This is a genomic window from Rhodopila globiformis (assembly GCF_002937115.1).
Taxonomy (GTDB): Bacteria; Pseudomonadota; Alphaproteobacteria; order Acetobacterales; family Acetobacteraceae; genus Rhodopila; species Rhodopila globiformis.
The window spans coordinates 1-17,576 of the sequence record NZ_NHRY01000080.1 but is presented as its reverse complement, the minus strand read 5'-3'; the positions used below and the strand labels follow the sequence as shown (position 1 = coordinate 17,576).

The following is a 17,576-nucleotide window of genomic DNA, read 5'->3' as shown; positions in this document are numbered from 1 at the left end:
AACCGCGTCCATTATGGCCCGGACGCCGCAATCGTCATGGCGGCCGCAGAGGCGCCGGTGCGCCGACCCCGGTGACGTGGAGGGCCGGTGCGCCGGCTCTGGCGGATCGGTTATTTCTCCCCAGGCCCCTTGCCGGGCTGTATCCCCTGTTCCTCGCGTCCATGCCGCAAGGCCTCGTTGATGGATTGGAACGCCGCCGTCGCCGCCGGCGCTCTCTCGTCAAGCTTCTGCGCCAGCGCCCGGATCAGGTCCGAGCGCGCCACGATCCCGACCAGCTTGCCGTCGCGCAGGACAGGAACCCGCTTGATGCTCTTGCCATGCATCAGCGTCGCGATGTCGCGCGCCAGCGTCGTTTCCGTAACGCTGAAACAACCCGGGGACATGACGGCCTTCACCTTGTAGCGCTCGGCCCGGATGCCATCCAGGAAGCTTGGCGCAAGCTGGAACCCTTCCGCCAGCATGTCGAGCCAGTGCGCCTGCCGTTCGCTGTAGCCTTCGTGCCAACGGACCAGGTCGCCCTCGCTGATCATCCCGACGATCGTGCCGTTGTCATCCACGACCGGCATGCCGCTGATCCTGCGCCTGGCCATCAGCTTGACGGCATCCAGCAAAGGGGTTTCGGGATGCACAAAGGCGACGTCTCTTGTCATGACGTCAGCCGCAGTCACGACTGCTTCGTCAAGCATCGGTTCTCTCCGACTACCGGCAACGCAGGGCCGGGTTCTCTGGTTACGAGATCATTACTAGCAGATTATGCAGACCTTCCATTGATGCAAGTCAACGCGCCTGGCAAAAACGCAGGGCCGGTCGGCTCGGTTATGCACCGACATGGTGATCGGCGGAAACCGGCTGCTCGGGCTTCCGTCGGCCCGGCCGGGCCGACGTCCGCAACCGCTCGCGGATGCCCTGGAACGTGACGTACAGCGCCGGGATGGCGAAAATCCCCAGGAACGAGGCGAACAGCATGCCGCCGAACACCGGCGTGCCGACGTCGCGCCGCGCCAGTTGCGACGGGCCGACCGCGATGACCAGCGGCAGCAGGCCCAGGATGAAGGCGAACGACGTCATCATCACCGGGCGGAAGCGCAGCCGCGCGCCCTCGGTCGCGGCTTCCAGCAGCGGCATGCCCTCGGCCCGCCGTTCCTTGGCGAATTCCACAATCAAAATCCCGTTCTTTGCCGCCAGGCCGATCAGCACGACCATGCCGATCTGCGCGTACAGGTCGAGCGTCAACCCGGCGAGCAGGATGGCGACGTAGGAGCCGACCACGCCGATGGTCACGGACAGCAGAACCGGCACCGGGATGGTCCAGCTTTCATACAGCGCCACCAGGAACAGGTAGGCGAACAGCACGGCGAAGCCCAGGATGATCCCGGTCTTGCCCTCGGCCCGTTTCTCCTGGAACGAAACGTCCGTCCACAGCCCGCGGTAGCCGCGCGGAAGACTCTGTTGCGCCACCTGCTCCATCGCCGCCAGCGCCTGGCCGGAGGAAACCCCGGGCGCGGGGCTGCCCTGAACGGTCACCGCCAGGTTGTTGTTGTAGCGGATCAGCGCCTGCGGGCCGATGATCGGCCGCACCTCCACCAGGCTGCGCAGCGGGATCATCTTGCCGTCCTGGCTGCGCACGTTGATGCGGTAGATATCATCGACCGAGGACCGGTCCGCCGCCTCGGCCTGCACCTGCACCTGCCAGGTCCGCCCGAACAGGTTCATGTCGTTCACGTAGTAGCCGCCCAGCGACGCCTGCAATGCCTGGAAGATCGACGACACCGGCACCTTCAGGATCTGCGCCTTGTCACGGTCGATATCCAGGTACACCGACGGCGTGCTGGCCGAGAACGTGCTGAACACGCGGCTGAGCTTCGGATCCTGGTTCGCCGCCACCAGAAGCCCGCGCAAAACCTGCGCCAGTGCCTTCGGATTCCCGCCGCTGACGTCCTGCAGCACGTAGCTGAACCCGCCCCCGGTGCCCAGTCCGATGATCGGCGGCGGCGCCAGCGGCACCGCGCGTCCGCCGCGAACCGCGCGCAGTTTCGCCCCCAGCCGCGCGATCAGCGCCGGCGCCGAATCCGCCGGATTCTTCCGGTCCTCGAACGGCTTCAGCGAGACGATCAGGAACGCCGCGTTGGACTGCGAGTAGTTGTCGATGAAATTCAGCCCGACCGTCGCCGAGTAATCCGCGATGGCGGGTTCCTGCTTCAGCACCCGCTCGATCTGCTCCACGACGCCGGTGGTCCGGCCGATCGAGGCGCCGTCCGGCAGCTGCACGATGACGAAGAACGCGCCCTGGTCTTCCTCGGGCAAGAAGCCGGTCGGCGTTACCTTCCCCATCCCCCAGATGGCCGCCATCGATCCCGCCACCATCACCAGGCCGATGATCGAGATCCGCACCAGGCGCGCCACGATGGCGCCGTAGCCGTCGCGCACCCAGTCGATGCCGCGCATCAGCATGCCAATTGGCCCACGCCGTGGGCCATGGTGCGGGCGCAGGAACAGCGCGCACAGCGCCGGCGACAGGGTCAGCGCATTGATCGCCGACAGGAACATCGACACCGCGACGGTGACCGCGAACTGCCGGAACAGTTCGCCGGAAATGCCGGGGATGAACGCAACCGGAACGAACACCGACAGCAGCACCAGCGTGATGGCGATGATCGGCGCGAAGATCTGCCCCATCGCCATCGTCGTGGCCTCGGCCGGCGACAGGTCCGGGTGATGCTCCATCACCTGTTCCACCGCCTCCACCACCACGATCGCGTCGTCCACGACAATGCCGATGGCCAGCACGATCGCCAGCAACGAGACGGTGTTGGCGGAATAGCCGATGGCGTTCAGCACGATGAACGTGCCGATCAGGCTGACCGGCACGGCGATGGTCGGGATCAGCGTCGCCCGGAAGCTGCCCAGGAACAGATAGACGACCAGCACCACCAGGACGAACGCCTCGATGAGCGTCTTCTGCACCTCGTGGATCGTTGCGGTGACGAAGGTCGTGGGGTCATACGTCACCTTCCACGCCAGGTCGTCCGGAAAGCTCTTCGCGGCATCGGCCAGCACCTGCTTGACGCCATCGAGTGCCTTCAGCGCATTCGCCCCGGGCGCCTGGTACACACCGATCAGCGCCGCCGGCCCGCCGTCCAGCCGGGTGGAGCGGTCCATATTCGCCGCGCCCAGTTCCAGCCGCGCGACATCGCCCAGGCGCAGCACGGAGCCGTCCGGATTGGTCCGGATCACGATCTTCGCGAATTCCTCAGGCGAGGTCAGCCGCCCCTTGGTCTGGATATTCAACTGCAATTGCTGGTCGCTGCCGGTCGGCCGCGCGCCCAACCGCCCGACCGCGGCCTGCACGTTCTGTGACTGGATCGCATTGATGATGTCGGCCGTCGTCAGGTTCAGCCCGGTCAGCCGATCGGTCCGCACCCAGGCGCGCATCGAATAATCCTGCGGCCCGAACAGGGTCGCGTCGCCGACGCCCGGCGAGCTCTTGATCTGGTCGAGCAGGTTGATCGTCGCGTAGTTCGAGATGAACAGCTCGTTGTGCGTCCGCTTCGGCGAGTACAGCGCGATCACCCCCAGCAGCGCCGAGGACTGCTTCTTCACGGTCACGCCCTGCCGGCGAACGTCCTCCGGCAGCTTCGACAGGGCGACCTGCACGCGGTTGTTGACGTTGACGGTGTCGATGTCCGGATCGGTGCCGAGCTCGAACGACACCTTCAGCGAATAGCTGCCGTCGTTGCCGCTGACGCTCTTCATATAGATCATCTTGTCGACGCCGACGACCTGGCTTTCAATCGGCTGCGCAACGGTCGCCTCCACCACCGCGGCCGACGCGCCGGGATACAGCGTCGTCACCGACACCTGCGGCGGCACGATGTCCGGATACTGCGCGACCGGGATCACCAGCAGCGACAGCAGCCCGGCGATGGTCGTAACAATGGCGATGACCGCGGCCAGCCGCGGCCGGTGGATGAAGATCGACGAGAACATGCGTCAGCTCCGATCGGCTGACGGCGCGGGCGTGGCCTGGACCGGCGCGCCGGGGCGCAGGGTCTCCATGCCCTGGACGATCACATGCTCGCCGCCCTTCAGGCCGTCGTTGACGATCACCGACGATCCGTGCTCGCCGCCCAGCTTCACGCGCTGCACCGCGGCTTTGCCGTCCACGTCGAGGAACACATAGACGCCCTGCTGATCGGCGATCAGCGCCGACTGCGGGATCAGCACCTTCTCCTCGGGCTTTTCCGCCTGCACCGCCACGCGCACCAGCTGGCCGTCAACCAGGGCGCCCTGCGGGTTGGGCATGGTCGCGCGCACGGTCACCGTATCCGTCGCCCGGTCCACCACGACGTCGACGAAATTGATCTGCCCCGCTTCCGGATAGAGCGATCCGTCCGAGAAGCGGATCCGCACGCTCAATGCCGCTTCGAGCTTGCGCCGCTCGTCGGCCTGGATCTTCAGGAATTCGCGCTGGCTGACCGGGAAGGTGACGTACATCGGGTTCTTGCTGACGATCGTCGTCAGTGGCCCGGAATCCGGCCCGACGACGTTGCCGACCGTAACTTTGGTCCGCCCGATCTCACCGGTGATCGGCGCGGTGATCGTGGTATAGTTGAGATTGATACTGGCAGTTTTGAGGTTGGCATCGGCCGTGATGACGTCGCCTTGCGCGGCCTTCTCGGCCGCGATCTGCCGATCCAGTTCGGCCTGGGATGTCGCGCTGGTCTTGACCAGTTCCTGCGCCCGGGCCCGCTGCACGCTGGCGTTGGCGAATTTGGCCTGGGCCTGGAACAGCGCGCCACGCGCCTGCAGCACGGCGGCCTGGAAGCTGTCCGGTTCGATCTGGTACAGGACATCGCCCTGCTTCACCAGTTCCCCTTCCTTGAAGTCGATCTTCTGCAGGAAGCCGGTCACCCGGGCGCGGATCTCGACCCGCTCCACCGCCTCGATCCGGCCGACGAATTCGGCGGCCTGCGTCACGGGCTGCTGCCTGGCGACGATGATTTCAACCGGTACGGCTGCCGGCTGCTGCGCCCGGGCTGGCAGGATCGCGAGCGGGCACAGCACGGCGGCAATCAAAGTGAACAGACGCATGGGACCCTCTCCGGCTCGCCTGGCACGACCGTCATAGCGGGGGCACGTTCGATAGGCCGCCGTCTGGCAGGTTCATATGCAGTTTCGGCAAATCGCCCGGCGCAGGCCCCGGCGGCCCGTCGCGGCGGCGAACGCGCGGCGCCATGGGCGTCCCCCGGCCGATGCGGCGCTTCTTTTCGTGGTGATGCCGTTTTTGCATAGCATCATCGCCGTTCCCCGCTACCGTCAGCGCGCGGCGGCCCGGCATCAGGCGCAGGTTACGGGCGCGACGCGTAGGAGTATGATTGAAGGCTAGAACGTTAGCAAACCTCATACAAGCCCCGGAAATGCCGGGCACAGTTCCCGTGCGGACAGGCCAGGGCAAAGCCATGGCGCCCGAAGCGCCGGCCACGACGGCCGCGCCGCCAGAATGGCGCACGGCTTCCCGCACCCGGAAAAAGTCCCCGGACACCGCCACCGCCCGGTGGGCCGCCATCATGTTCCAGAAGAAAGGGAAACAGAAAATGGAGTATGCACGCGGAGCGGGGCAGGCCTATGCTGGCGGGGGACTGACCATGCTTCGGTTCGGTTTCGACTTTCCGCGTCTTCTTTCCGAACAGGGGCGGCAGTTTTTTGAACAGGTTGCCAGCCTCAACACCGGGCTGGGGGACTTTCTGCTCCGCCAGGGGAACCGGACCATCGAAACCGCCACCCGCCTGACGCAGTGCAAGAGCCTGCCCGAGGCGTTTCTTCTGCAGGCCCAGTGGATGCGCGATGCCGCTGACGATTACACGAAGGAGGCTGCCAGGATGGCGGAAATCCAGGCCAGGATGTTCGGCGGTTTCTGGGACCTGAAGGGATTTGACGCGTTTTTCCGCGCCGATCACGCCGATCCGCCATTCACGTCCGCGCGGAGGGCCGTTTAGGACTCCACCGGCAAGGACTGATCCTGAACCTCCTGGCATTCCGGCCCACAGACAACCGAGGACTCGCCGTGGCTGCAAAGAAACGAGTGCATGACGACCCGCCCGCAGGCGTCGATCCATCCGGCACCGGCAACCTGCCGAACAAGGAATACCGGCGCGAGCTGGCCAATCTGCATGTCGAACTGGTCAGGCTCCAGGAATGGGTCGTCCACCAGGGGCTGAAAGTCTGCGTCGTCTTCGAAGGGCGGGACGGCGCCGGCAAGGGCGGCGTCATCAAGGCCATCATGGAGCGGGTGAGCCCGCGCATCTTCCGCGTCGTCGCACTGCCGGCGCCGACCGAGCGCGAAAAGAACCAGATGTATCTCCAGCGCTACGTGCCGCACCTGCCGGCCGGCGGCGAGATCGTCATCTTCGACCGCAGCTGGTACAACCGCGCCGGCGTCGAGCGGGTCATGGGCTTCTGCTCCGAGGAACAGGTCCGCCGTTTCCTGGCCATGACCCCGCTGGTCGAGAAGGCCATGATCGAATCGGGCATCATTCTTCTGAAGTACTGGCTGGAGGTCAGCGAGGCCGAGCAGACCGCGCGGCTGAAATCCCGCATCGACGACGGCCGGAAGACCTGGAAGCTCTCGCCGATGGACCTGAAGTCCTACAGCCGCTGGTACGAGTATTCGCGCGCCCGCGACGACATGTTCAAGGCGACGGACACGCCCTGGGCGCCCTGGTACGTGGTCAATTCCGATGACAAGAAGCGGGCCCGGCTGAACACCATATCGCACCTGCTGGTCCATGTCCCGCATGAGGCGGTGCCGCGGGAAAAGGTGAAGCTGCCCAAACGGCAGGACCCCGACGGCTACAAGGAGCCCGACTACCCGTATAAATTCGTGCCCGACCTGCAATGGCCGTCCGGGCACGCGCGGAAACTTCCATAAGGCTACGGCCTGTCGTCAAAGGAGAAAGCAAACGATGCGAACCAGGTTCATTCTGCTGACCGCCGCGGCAACGCTGCTGTTCGGCGTCGCCCAGCCGCCGCGCGCGGCGGCGGCCGTGACGGTCAGCGATGAGGACGAAGTCAGCGCCACCGTCGAATCGGTGGATCAGCACGACCGCGCCGTGCTGCTGCGCGGACCGCAAGGCGGCCTGCTGACCGTCGTAGCCGGACCGGAGGTCAGGAATCTTGCGCAACTGAAGGCGGGGGACCGGGTGATCGTGCGTTACCGCGAGGCGCTGGCCGCCAGCCTCGCCAGGCCCGGCACGGCCCCGCCGCCGGTGCAGGCGTCGCAACGCGCCGAACGCGCCGCGTTGGGCCAGAAGCCGGGGGGCGCCGCAGAGCAGACGATCAAGGTGCGCGTCCGGATCACGCAGATCGACAAGCGGCATAACCTGGTGTCGTTCATCGGGCCGGCGAAGATCGAGCGGACCACCGAGGTGCTCGATCCCCAGATGCAGAAGTTCCTCCATACCCTGCGCGTCGGCGACGAGGTCGACCTGACCTACACCGAGGCGGTTGCCGTGAGCGTGGAGCCGATGAAGGAGTGATCCCTCAGCCGCGCCGCCTGTGCCCACGGCAGCGGTCGTTTCCACTTCGTCATGCCGGGCGCAGGCCCGGCATCCACGCCTGGCGGGGTTGAGGCGGCGGAAGGCGGGGATGGCGGCTCTGCGGCCGCCATGACGATAGAGCGATCGCACCGCCTGCACCACTGTTTCAGCGCCTATGGGGCCTGCGCCCACCATGGCGATGAGGGCGCGCCCCAACCCATCCTACCCTTCGTGCGGATCGCCATTGCCGTCCGGCACGGCAAGGCGCACCGAAACCGGACAATGATCGGACAACCGGTCCTTCCACGCCGGGTCGGTTTCCCGGTACCGCAGCACCCGGAGCGTCTCCGGGCGCATCCACGCCGCCGCCGCACCGCCGGCCAGGATGTGGTCGATGAAGCTCTCGTTTCCCCAGCAGGGCGAACTCCGCCCCTCGGTGGCGCGAACCAGCGGCGCCGCCTGCCGCAGCGAGGCCAGCACGGCGTCGTTGCCGTCCATGATCCGATTGAAATCCCCCAGGATCAGGAATGCCGCGCCTTCCTGCCGGCGCGCCGCGATCCAGTCCGCCAGCAGTTGCGCCTGATCGCGCAGCTCACGGCAGGCCAGGCTGCCGGCCACAGCCCACCGGTCCCGGCAACCTTTCTTCAGGTGCACCGCCAGGACCCGCAGATCGGCCGCGCCGAGATGCAGCGTGATGTCGGCGCCGCTGCGCAGATGGCCGAAGCCCAGCCCGGTCACGTCGGGATTGACGTCATAGTGCAGGGACCGCCGGACCGCGATGCCGACCCGCTGCACGACGTGGTCATGGGTCATGTGGATCGAATAGCGGTCGCGCGGGAACAGCCTGGATGCCACGCTCCACCCGTCCACCTCCTCGATCGCCACCACATCCGCGTTGAGCGCGCGCGCGTAGCGGGCCAGGCGATCAAAATCGTCCGCGGACCGCGGCGTCACGTCGCGCGGCAGGGCGCGGTCGCCGGCCTGACGCGTCGTCAGCCAGTCCAGGTTCCAGGTGGCGACCTTCAGGTCCGCGGCCCGCGCGGCCAGCGGCAGCAGCAGGATCAGCAACAACAGCAGGCGCGTCATGATGCATTCGGCTCCGCAACCGGCCCGGGAGGGGGCCGGTGCGCGGCACTATCGCACGATGCGCGCGCGAAAGGGTTAAGATGGCGCCTCCGCCAGCGCCGGCGCCGGCTGTTCCTCCGCCCGCGCCGCTTCCAGGCACGCCTCCACCGCCTCGTGCAGCGAACTGACGTAGATATCCGCGCCGACGGCGGTGCGCAGACGCTCATCCGTCAGGATCGCCTGCTCGGCCGGCCACAGCCCGACCAGCAGCTTTGCCACTGGCAGACGCTGGCGCAGGCGGCGCACCAGGTAGCGCAGGTGCGACGGCGTACCGCTGATCTCCAGGTAGCATAGGCAGACCATCGCCACGCCTTCGGCGTTCAGCGCGCTGATCAGCCCGCGCGAGGCGGCGGCATGCCGCAGCACCCGTGCCTTCAGCCCGTTCTTGTGCAGCAACTGCGACAGCATGCTGGCCGCGGCCTGGTCCAGCGGTCCACGGCCGGCGATGCACAGGATCGGGGCGTGCTCGTGGTCGCGCCAGGACTCCGCCAGTGTCTCTGGCACGGCCTTGCCGGGGGCCGGGTGCTTCGGCAGATCCTGCTCCTCGCGCGACAGCGCCGCCGGCCCGTCGATCGCGCCATGGGCCGTCGGCTCCTGGTCCTCATACTCGTCCAGGTCGTCGATCAGGGTCTGCATCGACGACCTGATACGCTCCATCTGCGCCTCGGTCAGCACGCCGCGGGCGGCATCCACCGCCGCAAGCTGCAGGCCCTTCAGCGCCACTTCATCGTAATAGGAGGACAAGGGACGGTCGCGCAGCAGCATCTCGGCCTGGAAGCGGGCTTCATCCGGGTCCCCGGCCAGCATGCGCTGGTAGAAGCTTTCCACCGGGGTCAGGGCCGGGCGGTCGCCCAGGATCACGTCCAGGAACTCCAGCCGCTCGACATGGCGGCCCAGGACGACCAGGCACAGCGTCAGCGGGGTGGACAGGATCAGGCCGATGGGGCCCCACAGCCAGGTCCAGAACGTGGCGGAGACCACAACCGAGAACGGCGACAGGCCGGTGCTGTGGCCGTACAGCAGCGGCTCCACCACCTGGCCCATGACGCCCTCGACGCCGACGTACAGGCCGGCGGTCCAGATCACCATGCCCCAGCCCGGGCTGACCGCGGCGGCCAGCGCCAGCGGCAGCACGGCGGCCAGCGGCGCGCCGATATAGGGCACGAAGCGCAGCAGCATCCCCAGCACGCCCCACAGCAGCGGCGACGGCACGCCGATCAGGAACAGGCCGATGCCGGTGACAAGGCCGAACGTGGTGTTGATCGCAAGCTGGGTCAGGAAATACAGCGACAGCCGGCGCGCCGCGTCGTTCATCGCCGCGGTGGTGCGGTGCAGGTCCGAGGAGCCGAACAGCCGGATCAGCCGGTCGCGCAGGTCCTCGCGCTGCAGCAGCACGAAGATGGCGACGACCAGGACGATGGCGGTGGTGGACAGCGGATCGACAATCGGCGTGATGATCCGCTCGGCGAGTTGCACCGGCGTCGGTTCCGGCTGGTGGATCTCCACCGGCACCGGCTTCGGCTCCGTCCCGGCCGTCGTCTTCGGCTGCTGCGTGGCGGGCGCGTTCAGTTGCGGCGTCAGCCGGCGCATCATCAGGCTGGTCTTGGCCAGCGCGTAATTCTGGATCGTGTCCACCTTCTGGCGGATAGTCTCGGCATAGGTCGGAACCTGCGGCATCAACTCGGCAATCTGGGTGCCGATCAGCCCGCCGATGGCGAGGATAATGCCGAGCGCCAGCACCACCGCCAGCAGCGCCGAGGGCACGCGCCCCAGGTGGATGCGGCGCAGCAGGTTGACCAGCGGCGCGAGCACGAAGGACAGCAGCACCGCCAGCGTGATCGGGATCAGTACTGTACGGCCAAGATACAGGCCGGCGACAATGACGACCCCGGCGGCAAGGGTCATCAGGCCGGTCAGGCCAGGGGTCTCGGCCGGCGGCACCACTGCCGGATGCCGCTCGGTCACATCATCCGCCATGGGTTCCGCCTCGTACATCGCGACCGGTTAACGCAGCACCAATCTGTTCGTTTGGATCACATTATGCTCTGCCGCAGGATATTGCGTCCCGTCCGGCCTGCCGCAAGGGATGTTGCGTTGACTATCGCCAGGCGGAAGCCTCCGGGCGGCATCGGGTGCCGTGCCGGGTTCCAATCGGGATGGAAGGTGATCTGTACGCTGGTAACCCCGTCCAGGGCGAGGACCTGCTCGACCACGGACGCCGGCGGATGCCGGTAGCGCCGGCCGTGCGGGCCGAACAGCACCACGCTGTAGGCGTCGGTGGGGTTGCGGTCCGGGTAGGTCCAGCGGCCGTTGGCGTAGAGTTCGACCACCGCCTCCATCCAGCCCGGGCCATACAGGTCGGGCCATTGATCGGCGAAGCGCAGGTGCGCCTCGATGATCCGGCTGCCGATGGTCTCGACGTTGATCATGCCGGTGTAGCCGCGCAGGTGTTCCGACGCCCAGCGGCCGCACCAGTCCTCGATATCGCGCATCGGTTCGGCGTGGATGTGCCAGTAGTCGAATGTGCCGCCGGGCGCGGTGACGCCGGTGGTGTGGCGCCACCAGACCGGCTTGCCGTCGATCACGGCGGCGTCGCTGCTGACATGCGGGCCGGTCAGCAGCGTGCACCAGAAGTGACCGCCGGCCATCGCGGCGCGGTACTCCGCCTCGTTGGCGATGACGCGGCTGCCGGCGCCCATGCCGCGCAGGTTGATCATTGGCTTGGAGAACACCGGGTAGTGCGCCGGCAGCACGCCGTGCGGGGCGGCGTCCAGGCCCTGGGACAATGCCACCGCCAGCTTGTCATAGACCCAACGGTGCTGCGGATAGAGCGGCCAGGCGCGCACGTCGTCCGTCGGGATGACCACGTCGTCCGGGCACGGAACGTCTTTGAAGTACTGCGCCCGCCAGACATCACGCTCATGGATCGGCATTGCCTACCCCGGTACCGGGGCGTCGGGATGCAGCAGGCCCTCGGCGCGCAGGTCCGACCACAGGGCCGCGGGGATCTTCATTGTGAACAGCTTCACGTTCTCCTGGAACTCCGCCACGTTGCGCGGGCCGGGAATCACCGCGGCGACCACCGGGTGCGCCAGCGGGAACCGCAAGGCCGCCGCCGCCAGCGGCACGTCGTGCGCCTGGCACACCGCCTCGATCCGGCGCACCCGTTCGACGATCCCGGGCGGCGCCGTGTCGTAGTTCCAGGTGTCGCGCCCGGCCAGGATGCCTGAGTTCAGCGGGCCGCCGATGACCAGCGAGGTGCCGCGCTGCCGGCACAGCGGGATCAGGTCGTCCAGCGGCCCCTGTTCCAGCAGCGTGTAGCGCCCGGCGAGCAGGAAGACGTCCCAGTCGGCGAAGCCCAGGGCGTCGATCAGCACTTCCTTTTCGTTCACGCCGATGCCAATGGCGCTGACCGTGCCGCCGCGCTTCAGTTCGTCCAGCGCCTTGTAGCCGCTGTCGCGCAGCACCTTGAGGTGGTGGGCGTTCGCCTCCGGCCCGTGCTGGTAGGCGCCGATGTCGTGCACGTACAGGATGTCGATGCGGGCAAGACCGAGGCGCTGGTAGCTGTCCTCCACCGAGCGCATGATGCCGTCATAGGAATAGTCGTACACCACCTTGAACGGCAGCGGCGACAGCCTTCCGTCCGGCGAGGGCGCGGTGTCCGTCTTCGGCCGCAGCAGCCGCCCGACCTTGGTAGACAGCACCCACGCGTCACGGTCATGGTCGCGCAGGGCGTCGCCGACACGATGCTCGGCCGCGCCGACGCCATAGAACGGGGCGGTGTCGAAGTAGCGCACGCCGGCGTCCCAGGCGGCGGCGACGATGCCCTGGCCCTCCTGCTGCGTGACCTTGAAGCGGCTGCCGCCCATGGTGGCGGTGCCGAGGCCGAAGGCGGTGACTCTGAGCGTCGTGCGGCCGATCGGACGCGTCTCCCACATGCGGACGTTCCTCCCTGTGTTGAGAGAGAAGATTGGGTGGCCCGGCGCCGGTGTGCAACCGGATGGCGGGCCGGTCCGGCGCCAACACAATTATCTGAACGCGAGGGCGCACAACCGCCCGGCGCGGCGCCTGTTGCCTGAAGCGACAGGCAGGAGGCGGTCATGGCGCAACAGGTTCAGGTGGAAAATGAGGCGTTGTATGGCTTTACCGTGCCGGACGAGGCGGTCTGGGCGCTCGCCCCGGACGTCGCCTACCGGCGGCTGGCGATGGTCAACGTGGTGTTCCTCGGCCGCCCGGGCGGCGACTGGGTGCTGGTCGATGCCGGCCTGCCGGGCACCGCCGGCATGATCGCCCGCTCGGCCGCGGCCCGGTTCGGCGCCGATCGGCCGGCGGCGGCGATCGTGCTGACGCATGGGCATATCGACCATGTCGGAGCGCTGCGCACGCTGGCGGAGAAGTGGAACGTGCCGGTCTACGCGCATCCGCTGGAACATCCCTACCTGAACGGGCAGAGCGCCTATCCGAAGCCGGACCCGACCGTCGGCGGCGGCGCGATGTCGCTGCTGGCCACGCTGTTCCCGCGTGGCCCGCTGGACGTCGGCACCTGGCTGCGGCCGCTGCCCACCGACGGCACCCTGCCGTTCCTGCCAGGCTGGCGGTGGATCCACACGCCAGGGCACAGCACCGGGCACGTCTCGCTGTGGCGGGAGGAGGACCGGCTGCTGGTCGCCGGCGATGCGTTCATCACCACCGCGCAGGAGTCCGCCTATGCCGTGGCGGTGCAGGAACCCGAACTGCACGGCCCGCCGATGTATTTCACTCCCGACTGGGAGAAGGCGGCGGAGTCGGTCCGCGCCCTGGCGGCGCTGGAGCCCGAGACGGTGGTGACCGGCCACGGCCACGGCCTGCGCGGCCCGGCGATGCGGCAGTCGCTGCACACGCTGGCGACAGAGTTCGAGCGCGTCGCGGTGCCGGCGCAGGGCCGCTATGTCGGTCACCCCGCCACCGCCGAGGAGGGCTCGGCCTATCCCGGGCGCAGCTGATCGGCGGTCCGTCCGGCACATGACGCAGGAGCTGGCGGGAAGGCCGGCGAGCTGTTCGCAACCCTGTGGGTAACATTCCGCAACCCTGTTGACCGGTGTTGGACAACCGTGTACGCCCCCGGCCATGGCCAGCCTGTCCGCCAACGGAATGTCGAAGAAGTCCGCGCCCGCCACCGTGCAGCCTTCGCTGTCGCCGGACGACATGCAGTCGCTGCGGTCGTTCGTGCTGTTCGCGCTGGGCGATCCGCACCTGACGGCGTGGGAGGAGAATTTCCTCAACGACATGAAGCACCGGCTGTACCAGCAGGCGATGTGGCTGACCGACAGGCAGCAGGCGATCGTGCGGCAGATCAAGGACAAGCTGCACTACGACCATCCCGACGATCCCCTGCCGCCGATCGACCCGGACGGCATCGAGGAGAACGTCGATCCCGACGGCTGGCCAACGGCGCGGCAGCCGGTGCGGGCGTTCGATGATGACGACGAACTGTTCGACTGGATGATGGAAGGGTAAGGGCGTTCGGTTCGGGCCGGGCTTCGTTGGCACGCCGAGGCGGCCTGCCCTCACCGTCATGGCCGGGCGTGTCCCCATGGGCGCTAACTTAGGCGGCCGGGCGCGGTCACCGCCCCGTCGTCATGGCGGCCGCAGGGCCGCCACCCACGCCTTACGGTGCTGATATCGGCAAAAGGCGTGGATGGTGGGCCTGCGCCCACCATGACGGGGTAGCAACGGACGTGCCCCTGGCCGCCTAAGTTAGCGCCGCCTATGGGGCGTGTCCCGGCCATCTGCGCACGAACGGCGGGGGGGGATGGCCGGGACACGCCCTACGGGATGCGCACATCCCGGAAACGAGTCGGAAATGACCGTAAAATCAAGTGCTTGCCTCACGGCCGAGAGCGTTCCCCCATCGTCATGGCCCGGCTTGTCCGGGCCACCTATTCCAGCACTTGTGCCGCGACAGGTGGCCCGGACAAGCCGGGCCATGACGAAAGGGAAACGCAGCGGCGGACCGTTTCCAAGATGTGTGCATTGCGTAGGGACACGCCCGGCCATGACGGTGAGGGAGATGGGACAGTCTCCCTGCCAGGTGGCGCCGCCGCAGCTTGCCGGATCGTGCCGATATTCCGGCCCTGGCATGGCTGCCGCGACGATACCGGCTCCCGGGGTTCGGCCGCGTCTTCACGTTACGGGCATGCGGCCCCACGCTGAAACCGTTATCCGCCGAGGCCGTTCGTAGCAGGGTTCCCAATCCTTGTGCGGCGGGGTCCGATGGTTCTACGAGGTCGCGTGGCGGACGGCGGCGATCCGGCGCGTAAGCGTCGTTTGATCGTTGCCGCCGCCATCGTCCCGGCCCTGCTTGCGCCTCCGCATGCCCGGGCGCAACAGCGGCCGCGGGCGGTGCCGATGACGTTTCATCAGGCCCTGGCGCTGGCGTGGGACCGGTTGCCGCAGCGGCGGACCTACGTGGCGCAGCAGGAAGTGGCGGCGGCGCAGAACCTCGAAGGCAGCGCCCTGTTCCCCGACGCGCCGAGCGTCTCCAGCATGTATGTCAACGACAACATGCTGGGCAGTGCGGAGGACTACATCACCACGCAGGTGCAGGTGACGACGCCGCTCTGGCTGCCGGGTGAAGGTACCGCGACGCAGAAACTGGCGCAGGCACGCGGCGCCGCGGCAAGCGCGGCCGGGGAGGCGGCGCACCTGTCGCTGGCCTTGCAGTTGCTGAACCTGTCGGCACGGGCGGCTCTGGATGCGGCGGCGCGGGATATCGCGCAGCGGCGGCTGGCGACGTCCCAGGCGCTGGCTACGGATGCGCGCAACCGGTTCCACACCGGGGAAGGCGCGGAAGCGGACATGCTGGCGGCGGATGCGGACGTCGGCTGGGCGCGCGTCAACGTCAGCGACGCGGAGGCCCGGCTGGCGGGCAGCCTGGCGTCGCTGGCGGCGCTGCTGGGCGGCGAAACCATCCCGCGGTTGGTGTCGCCGGTTCGGCCCGCGGCGCTCGGGCCCGAGGGGATGGCCCACGATCCCCGGCTGGCGGCGGCGCAGCGGGCCGTGGAGGTGGCGCAGGCCAATCTGCGCCTGGTGCGCCTCCAGGACCGCAATGACCCCGAGATCGGCGTCGTCGGCATCAACGAGAAGCAGTACGGCGCCCCGTGGGACACGCGGTTCGGCGTGGTGCTGCGTTTCTCGTTCGCCAGCGAGGCCCGGAACGCCCCGCGGCGGGCCGCCGCCGAGGAGCAACTGACCCAGGCCGAGGCCCGGCTGGAAGAAGCGCGCCGGCGGATCGTCGCCCAGTACCGGCAGGCGAACGCAACGCTGATCAGCGCCGAGCGGGGCGCGGCGGTGGCCGTGCGCGCGGCGCGGGAGCTGGCGCAGCGGCAGGACATGGTGGAGCGGTCCTGGAAACAGGGCGAGATGCCGTTGATCGAGGTGGTGCGGGCCAATGCCAGCGCCTTCGATGCGGCGTTTTCAGCGGCACGCAGTCGCACTCTGCTGGAGGCGGCGCGGCTGGAGGTCGTCATTGCCCAGGGCGTCATTCCTTGAGGCGGATTGCGGCGGCGCTGGCCGGGCTGTTGATGATTTCGGCACCTCCCGGCATGGCAGCGGAACAGACCGGCGGGAAGCACGCCGACACTGTGACGATGACACCGCAGCAGCAGCAAACCATCGGCCTGAAGACGGCGAAGGCGGAGACGCGGGCGATCACCGAACCCATCAAAGTGCCAGGCACGATCGCCTTCGATCCCAACCACGTCGCGATCGTGCGGCCCCTGGCCCAGGGCCGCGTGATCAGGCTGCTGGCGCAGCCGGGGGATGCGGTGAAGGCGAACCAGCCGCTGGCGACGCTGGACGTGCCAACCCTGGTGAACCAGGAGGAGGGGCTGGCCTCGGCACAGGCTTCGCTGCAGGAGGCGCAGGCCGGCGTGGCGGTGGCGCGGGACGCGCTGCGCCGCGGCGTCATCCTGACCCGCGAGGGCTCCCTGTCGCAGGCGGAGACCGAGCGGCGCCGGCTGGTGCTGGCGCAGGCCGAGGCGACGGCTTCCGTGGCGCAGAACCGGGTGCGGACGCTGCAGACCCAGATCGCCTTGCTGAACCCCGGCAAGGCGCCGGGACTGGCGGACCTGGCCAGCCCGCTGGGCGGTACGGTGGTGAGCGTGAACGTCACGCCGGGAGAGCTGATCGATCCCACCACCAACAGCTTCACGGTCGCCGACCTGTCCGTCGTGGTGGCGTTGGCGCAGGTCCCGGAGGCGAGCGCGACCCTGGTGGCGGTGGGCGATCCCGCCGAGGTGCGGCTCGCGAGCGGCGGCAGCCAGGTCTGGAACGGCAAGGTGGCGGCGCTGAGCGCGCAACTGGACACGCGGGCGCGGACGCTGCCGGCTCGGATCGTGCTGGACAACAGGGATGACACGCTGCGGGCCGGGATGTTCATCGAGGCGACGATCACCAGCAACCGCGGGCGGGACGACGTGACGATCCCGGTTTCGGCGGTGCAGTTCCTGGGGAAGAAACAGGTGGCGTTCACCCCCATCGGCGGCAACCGGTTCCAGAGCCACGACCTGACGCTGGGGGTGCAGCAGCCGGACTGGGTGGAGGTGCGCAGCGGCCTGCACGCCGGGGACGAGGTGGTGACGATCGGCAGCTTCGCCCTGAAGGCCATGCTGCAGGAAGCCATGACCAGCGGGGAACACTAGGGCGTGTCGTCAATTGGAGCCAGCCGAGTGAGTCTGGGCTGCAACAGTGCGGCGGAATCGTTGATCAACAAGCGGCTTCCCGATTCCAGCAGCCCCGGTTCTTCGATGCATAGGCAGTCAGCTTTGGAGAGGCTGACCGATGCATCGACATGCCTTGCGCGACGACCAGTGGGAGCGGATCAAGGACCATTTGCCGGGCCGTCCGGGGTCCGTTGGCGTGACCGCTGCGAACAAC

14 protein-coding genes and 1 pseudogene are annotated in these 17,576 nt (G+C 68.1%); 8 read left to right on the top strand and 7 right to left on the bottom strand.

Translation table 11 applies throughout. The annotated features are described in order from the left end of the window. Nucleotides 1–110: 110 nt before the first annotated feature. The 3 genes from CCS01_RS09065 to CCS01_RS09055 form a co-directional block, all read right to left on the bottom strand. On the bottom strand, nucleotides 111–686 hold the full coding sequence (locus CCS01_RS09065) for a CBS domain-containing protein (protein ID WP_104518507.1): 576 nt from the start codon (nucleotides 684–686) through the stop codon (nucleotides 111–113). A gap of 130 nt (nucleotides 687–816) precedes the next feature. Beyond that, entirely contained in the window at nucleotides 817–3,987 is a 3,171-nt protein-coding gene (locus CCS01_RS09060) for an efflux RND transporter permease subunit (RefSeq protein WP_104518506.1), read from the bottom strand. 3 nt (nucleotides 3,988–3,990) lie between these two features. Next, entirely contained in the window at nucleotides 3,991–5,091 is a 1,101-nt protein-coding gene (locus CCS01_RS09055) for an efflux RND transporter periplasmic adaptor subunit (RefSeq protein WP_104518505.1), read from the bottom strand. Nucleotides 5,092–5,459: 368 nt separating this feature from the next. Here CCS01_RS09055 and CCS01_RS09045 point away from each other — a divergent pair, with 368 nt between their 5' ends. The 3 genes from CCS01_RS09045 to CCS01_RS09035 all read left to right on the top strand — a co-directional run bounded on the left by CCS01_RS09045 (nucleotide 5,460) and on the right by CCS01_RS09035 (nucleotide 7,535). Next, nucleotides 5,460–5,996, top strand: coding sequence for a phasin family protein (locus tag CCS01_RS09045; RefSeq protein ID WP_104518503.1), 537 nt, complete (start codon nucleotides 5,460–5,462; stop codon nucleotides 5,994–5,996). A 68-nt stretch (nucleotides 5,997–6,064) separates the two neighbouring features. Continuing rightward, on the top strand, nucleotides 6,065–6,928 hold the full coding sequence (ppk2, locus tag CCS01_RS09040) for a polyphosphate kinase 2 (RefSeq protein ID WP_239992065.1): 864 nt from the start codon (nucleotides 6,065–6,067) through the stop codon (nucleotides 6,926–6,928). A 34-nt stretch (nucleotides 6,929–6,962) separates the two neighbouring features. Beyond that, a complete protein-coding gene (locus tag CCS01_RS09035) occupies nucleotides 6,963–7,535 on the top strand; it encodes a hypothetical protein (protein ID WP_104518501.1) in 573 nt (190 codons plus the stop codon). Nucleotides 7,536–7,757: 222 nt separating this feature from the next. Here the strand turns inward: CCS01_RS09035 and CCS01_RS09030 are convergent, their stop codons facing one another. From CCS01_RS09030 to CCS01_RS09015, 4 genes are all read right to left on the bottom strand, one after another. Next, the gene (locus tag CCS01_RS09030; protein WP_193540122.1) at nucleotides 7,758–8,621 is read right to left on the bottom strand and encodes an endonuclease/exonuclease/phosphatase family protein; all 864 of its coding nucleotides are present in this window, start codon (nucleotides 8,619–8,621) and stop codon (nucleotides 7,758–7,760) included. A 75-nt stretch (nucleotides 8,622–8,696) separates the two neighbouring features. Further along, entirely contained in the window at nucleotides 8,697–10,637 is a 1,941-nt protein-coding gene (locus CCS01_RS09025; RefSeq protein WP_104518500.1) for an AI-2E family transporter, read from the bottom strand. Between the two features lie 56 nt (nucleotides 10,638–10,693). Then, on the bottom strand, nucleotides 10,694–11,593 hold the full coding sequence (locus CCS01_RS09020) for a hypothetical protein (protein WP_104518499.1): 900 nt from the start codon (nucleotides 11,591–11,593) through the stop codon (nucleotides 10,694–10,696). Nucleotides 11,594–11,596: 3 nt separating this feature from the next. Continuing rightward, entirely contained in the window at nucleotides 11,597–12,598 is a 1,002-nt protein-coding gene (locus CCS01_RS09015; protein WP_104518498.1) for an aldo/keto reductase, read from the bottom strand. A 162-nt stretch (nucleotides 12,599–12,760) separates the two neighbouring features. Here CCS01_RS09015 and CCS01_RS09010 point away from each other — a divergent pair, with 162 nt between their 5' ends. The 5 genes and pseudogenes from CCS01_RS09010 to CCS01_RS35040 all read left to right on the top strand — a co-directional run. After that, a complete protein-coding gene (locus CCS01_RS09010) occupies nucleotides 12,761–13,642 on the top strand; it encodes an MBL fold metallo-hydrolase (RefSeq protein ID WP_104518497.1) in 882 nt (293 codons plus the stop codon). A 124-nt stretch (nucleotides 13,643–13,766) separates the two neighbouring features. Next, complete coding sequence (locus tag CCS01_RS09005) at nucleotides 13,767–14,156, top strand: hypothetical protein (RefSeq protein WP_104518496.1); 390 nt, start codon at nucleotides 13,767–13,769, stop codon at nucleotides 14,154–14,156. A 756-nt stretch (nucleotides 14,157–14,912) separates the two neighbouring features. After that, the gene (locus CCS01_RS09000; protein ID WP_104518495.1) at nucleotides 14,913–16,190 is read left to right on the top strand and encodes a TolC family protein; all 1,278 of its coding nucleotides are present in this window, start codon (nucleotides 14,913–14,915) and stop codon (nucleotides 16,188–16,190) included. 53 nt (nucleotides 16,191–16,243) lie between these two features. Further along, entirely contained in the window at nucleotides 16,244–17,341 is a 1,098-nt protein-coding gene (locus CCS01_RS08995) for an efflux RND transporter periplasmic adaptor subunit (RefSeq protein WP_158258304.1), read from the top strand. Between the two features lie 139 nt (nucleotides 17,342–17,480). Then, nucleotides 17,481–17,576, top strand: a pseudogene (locus CCS01_RS35040) (IS5/IS1182 family transposase); the annotation flags it as partial.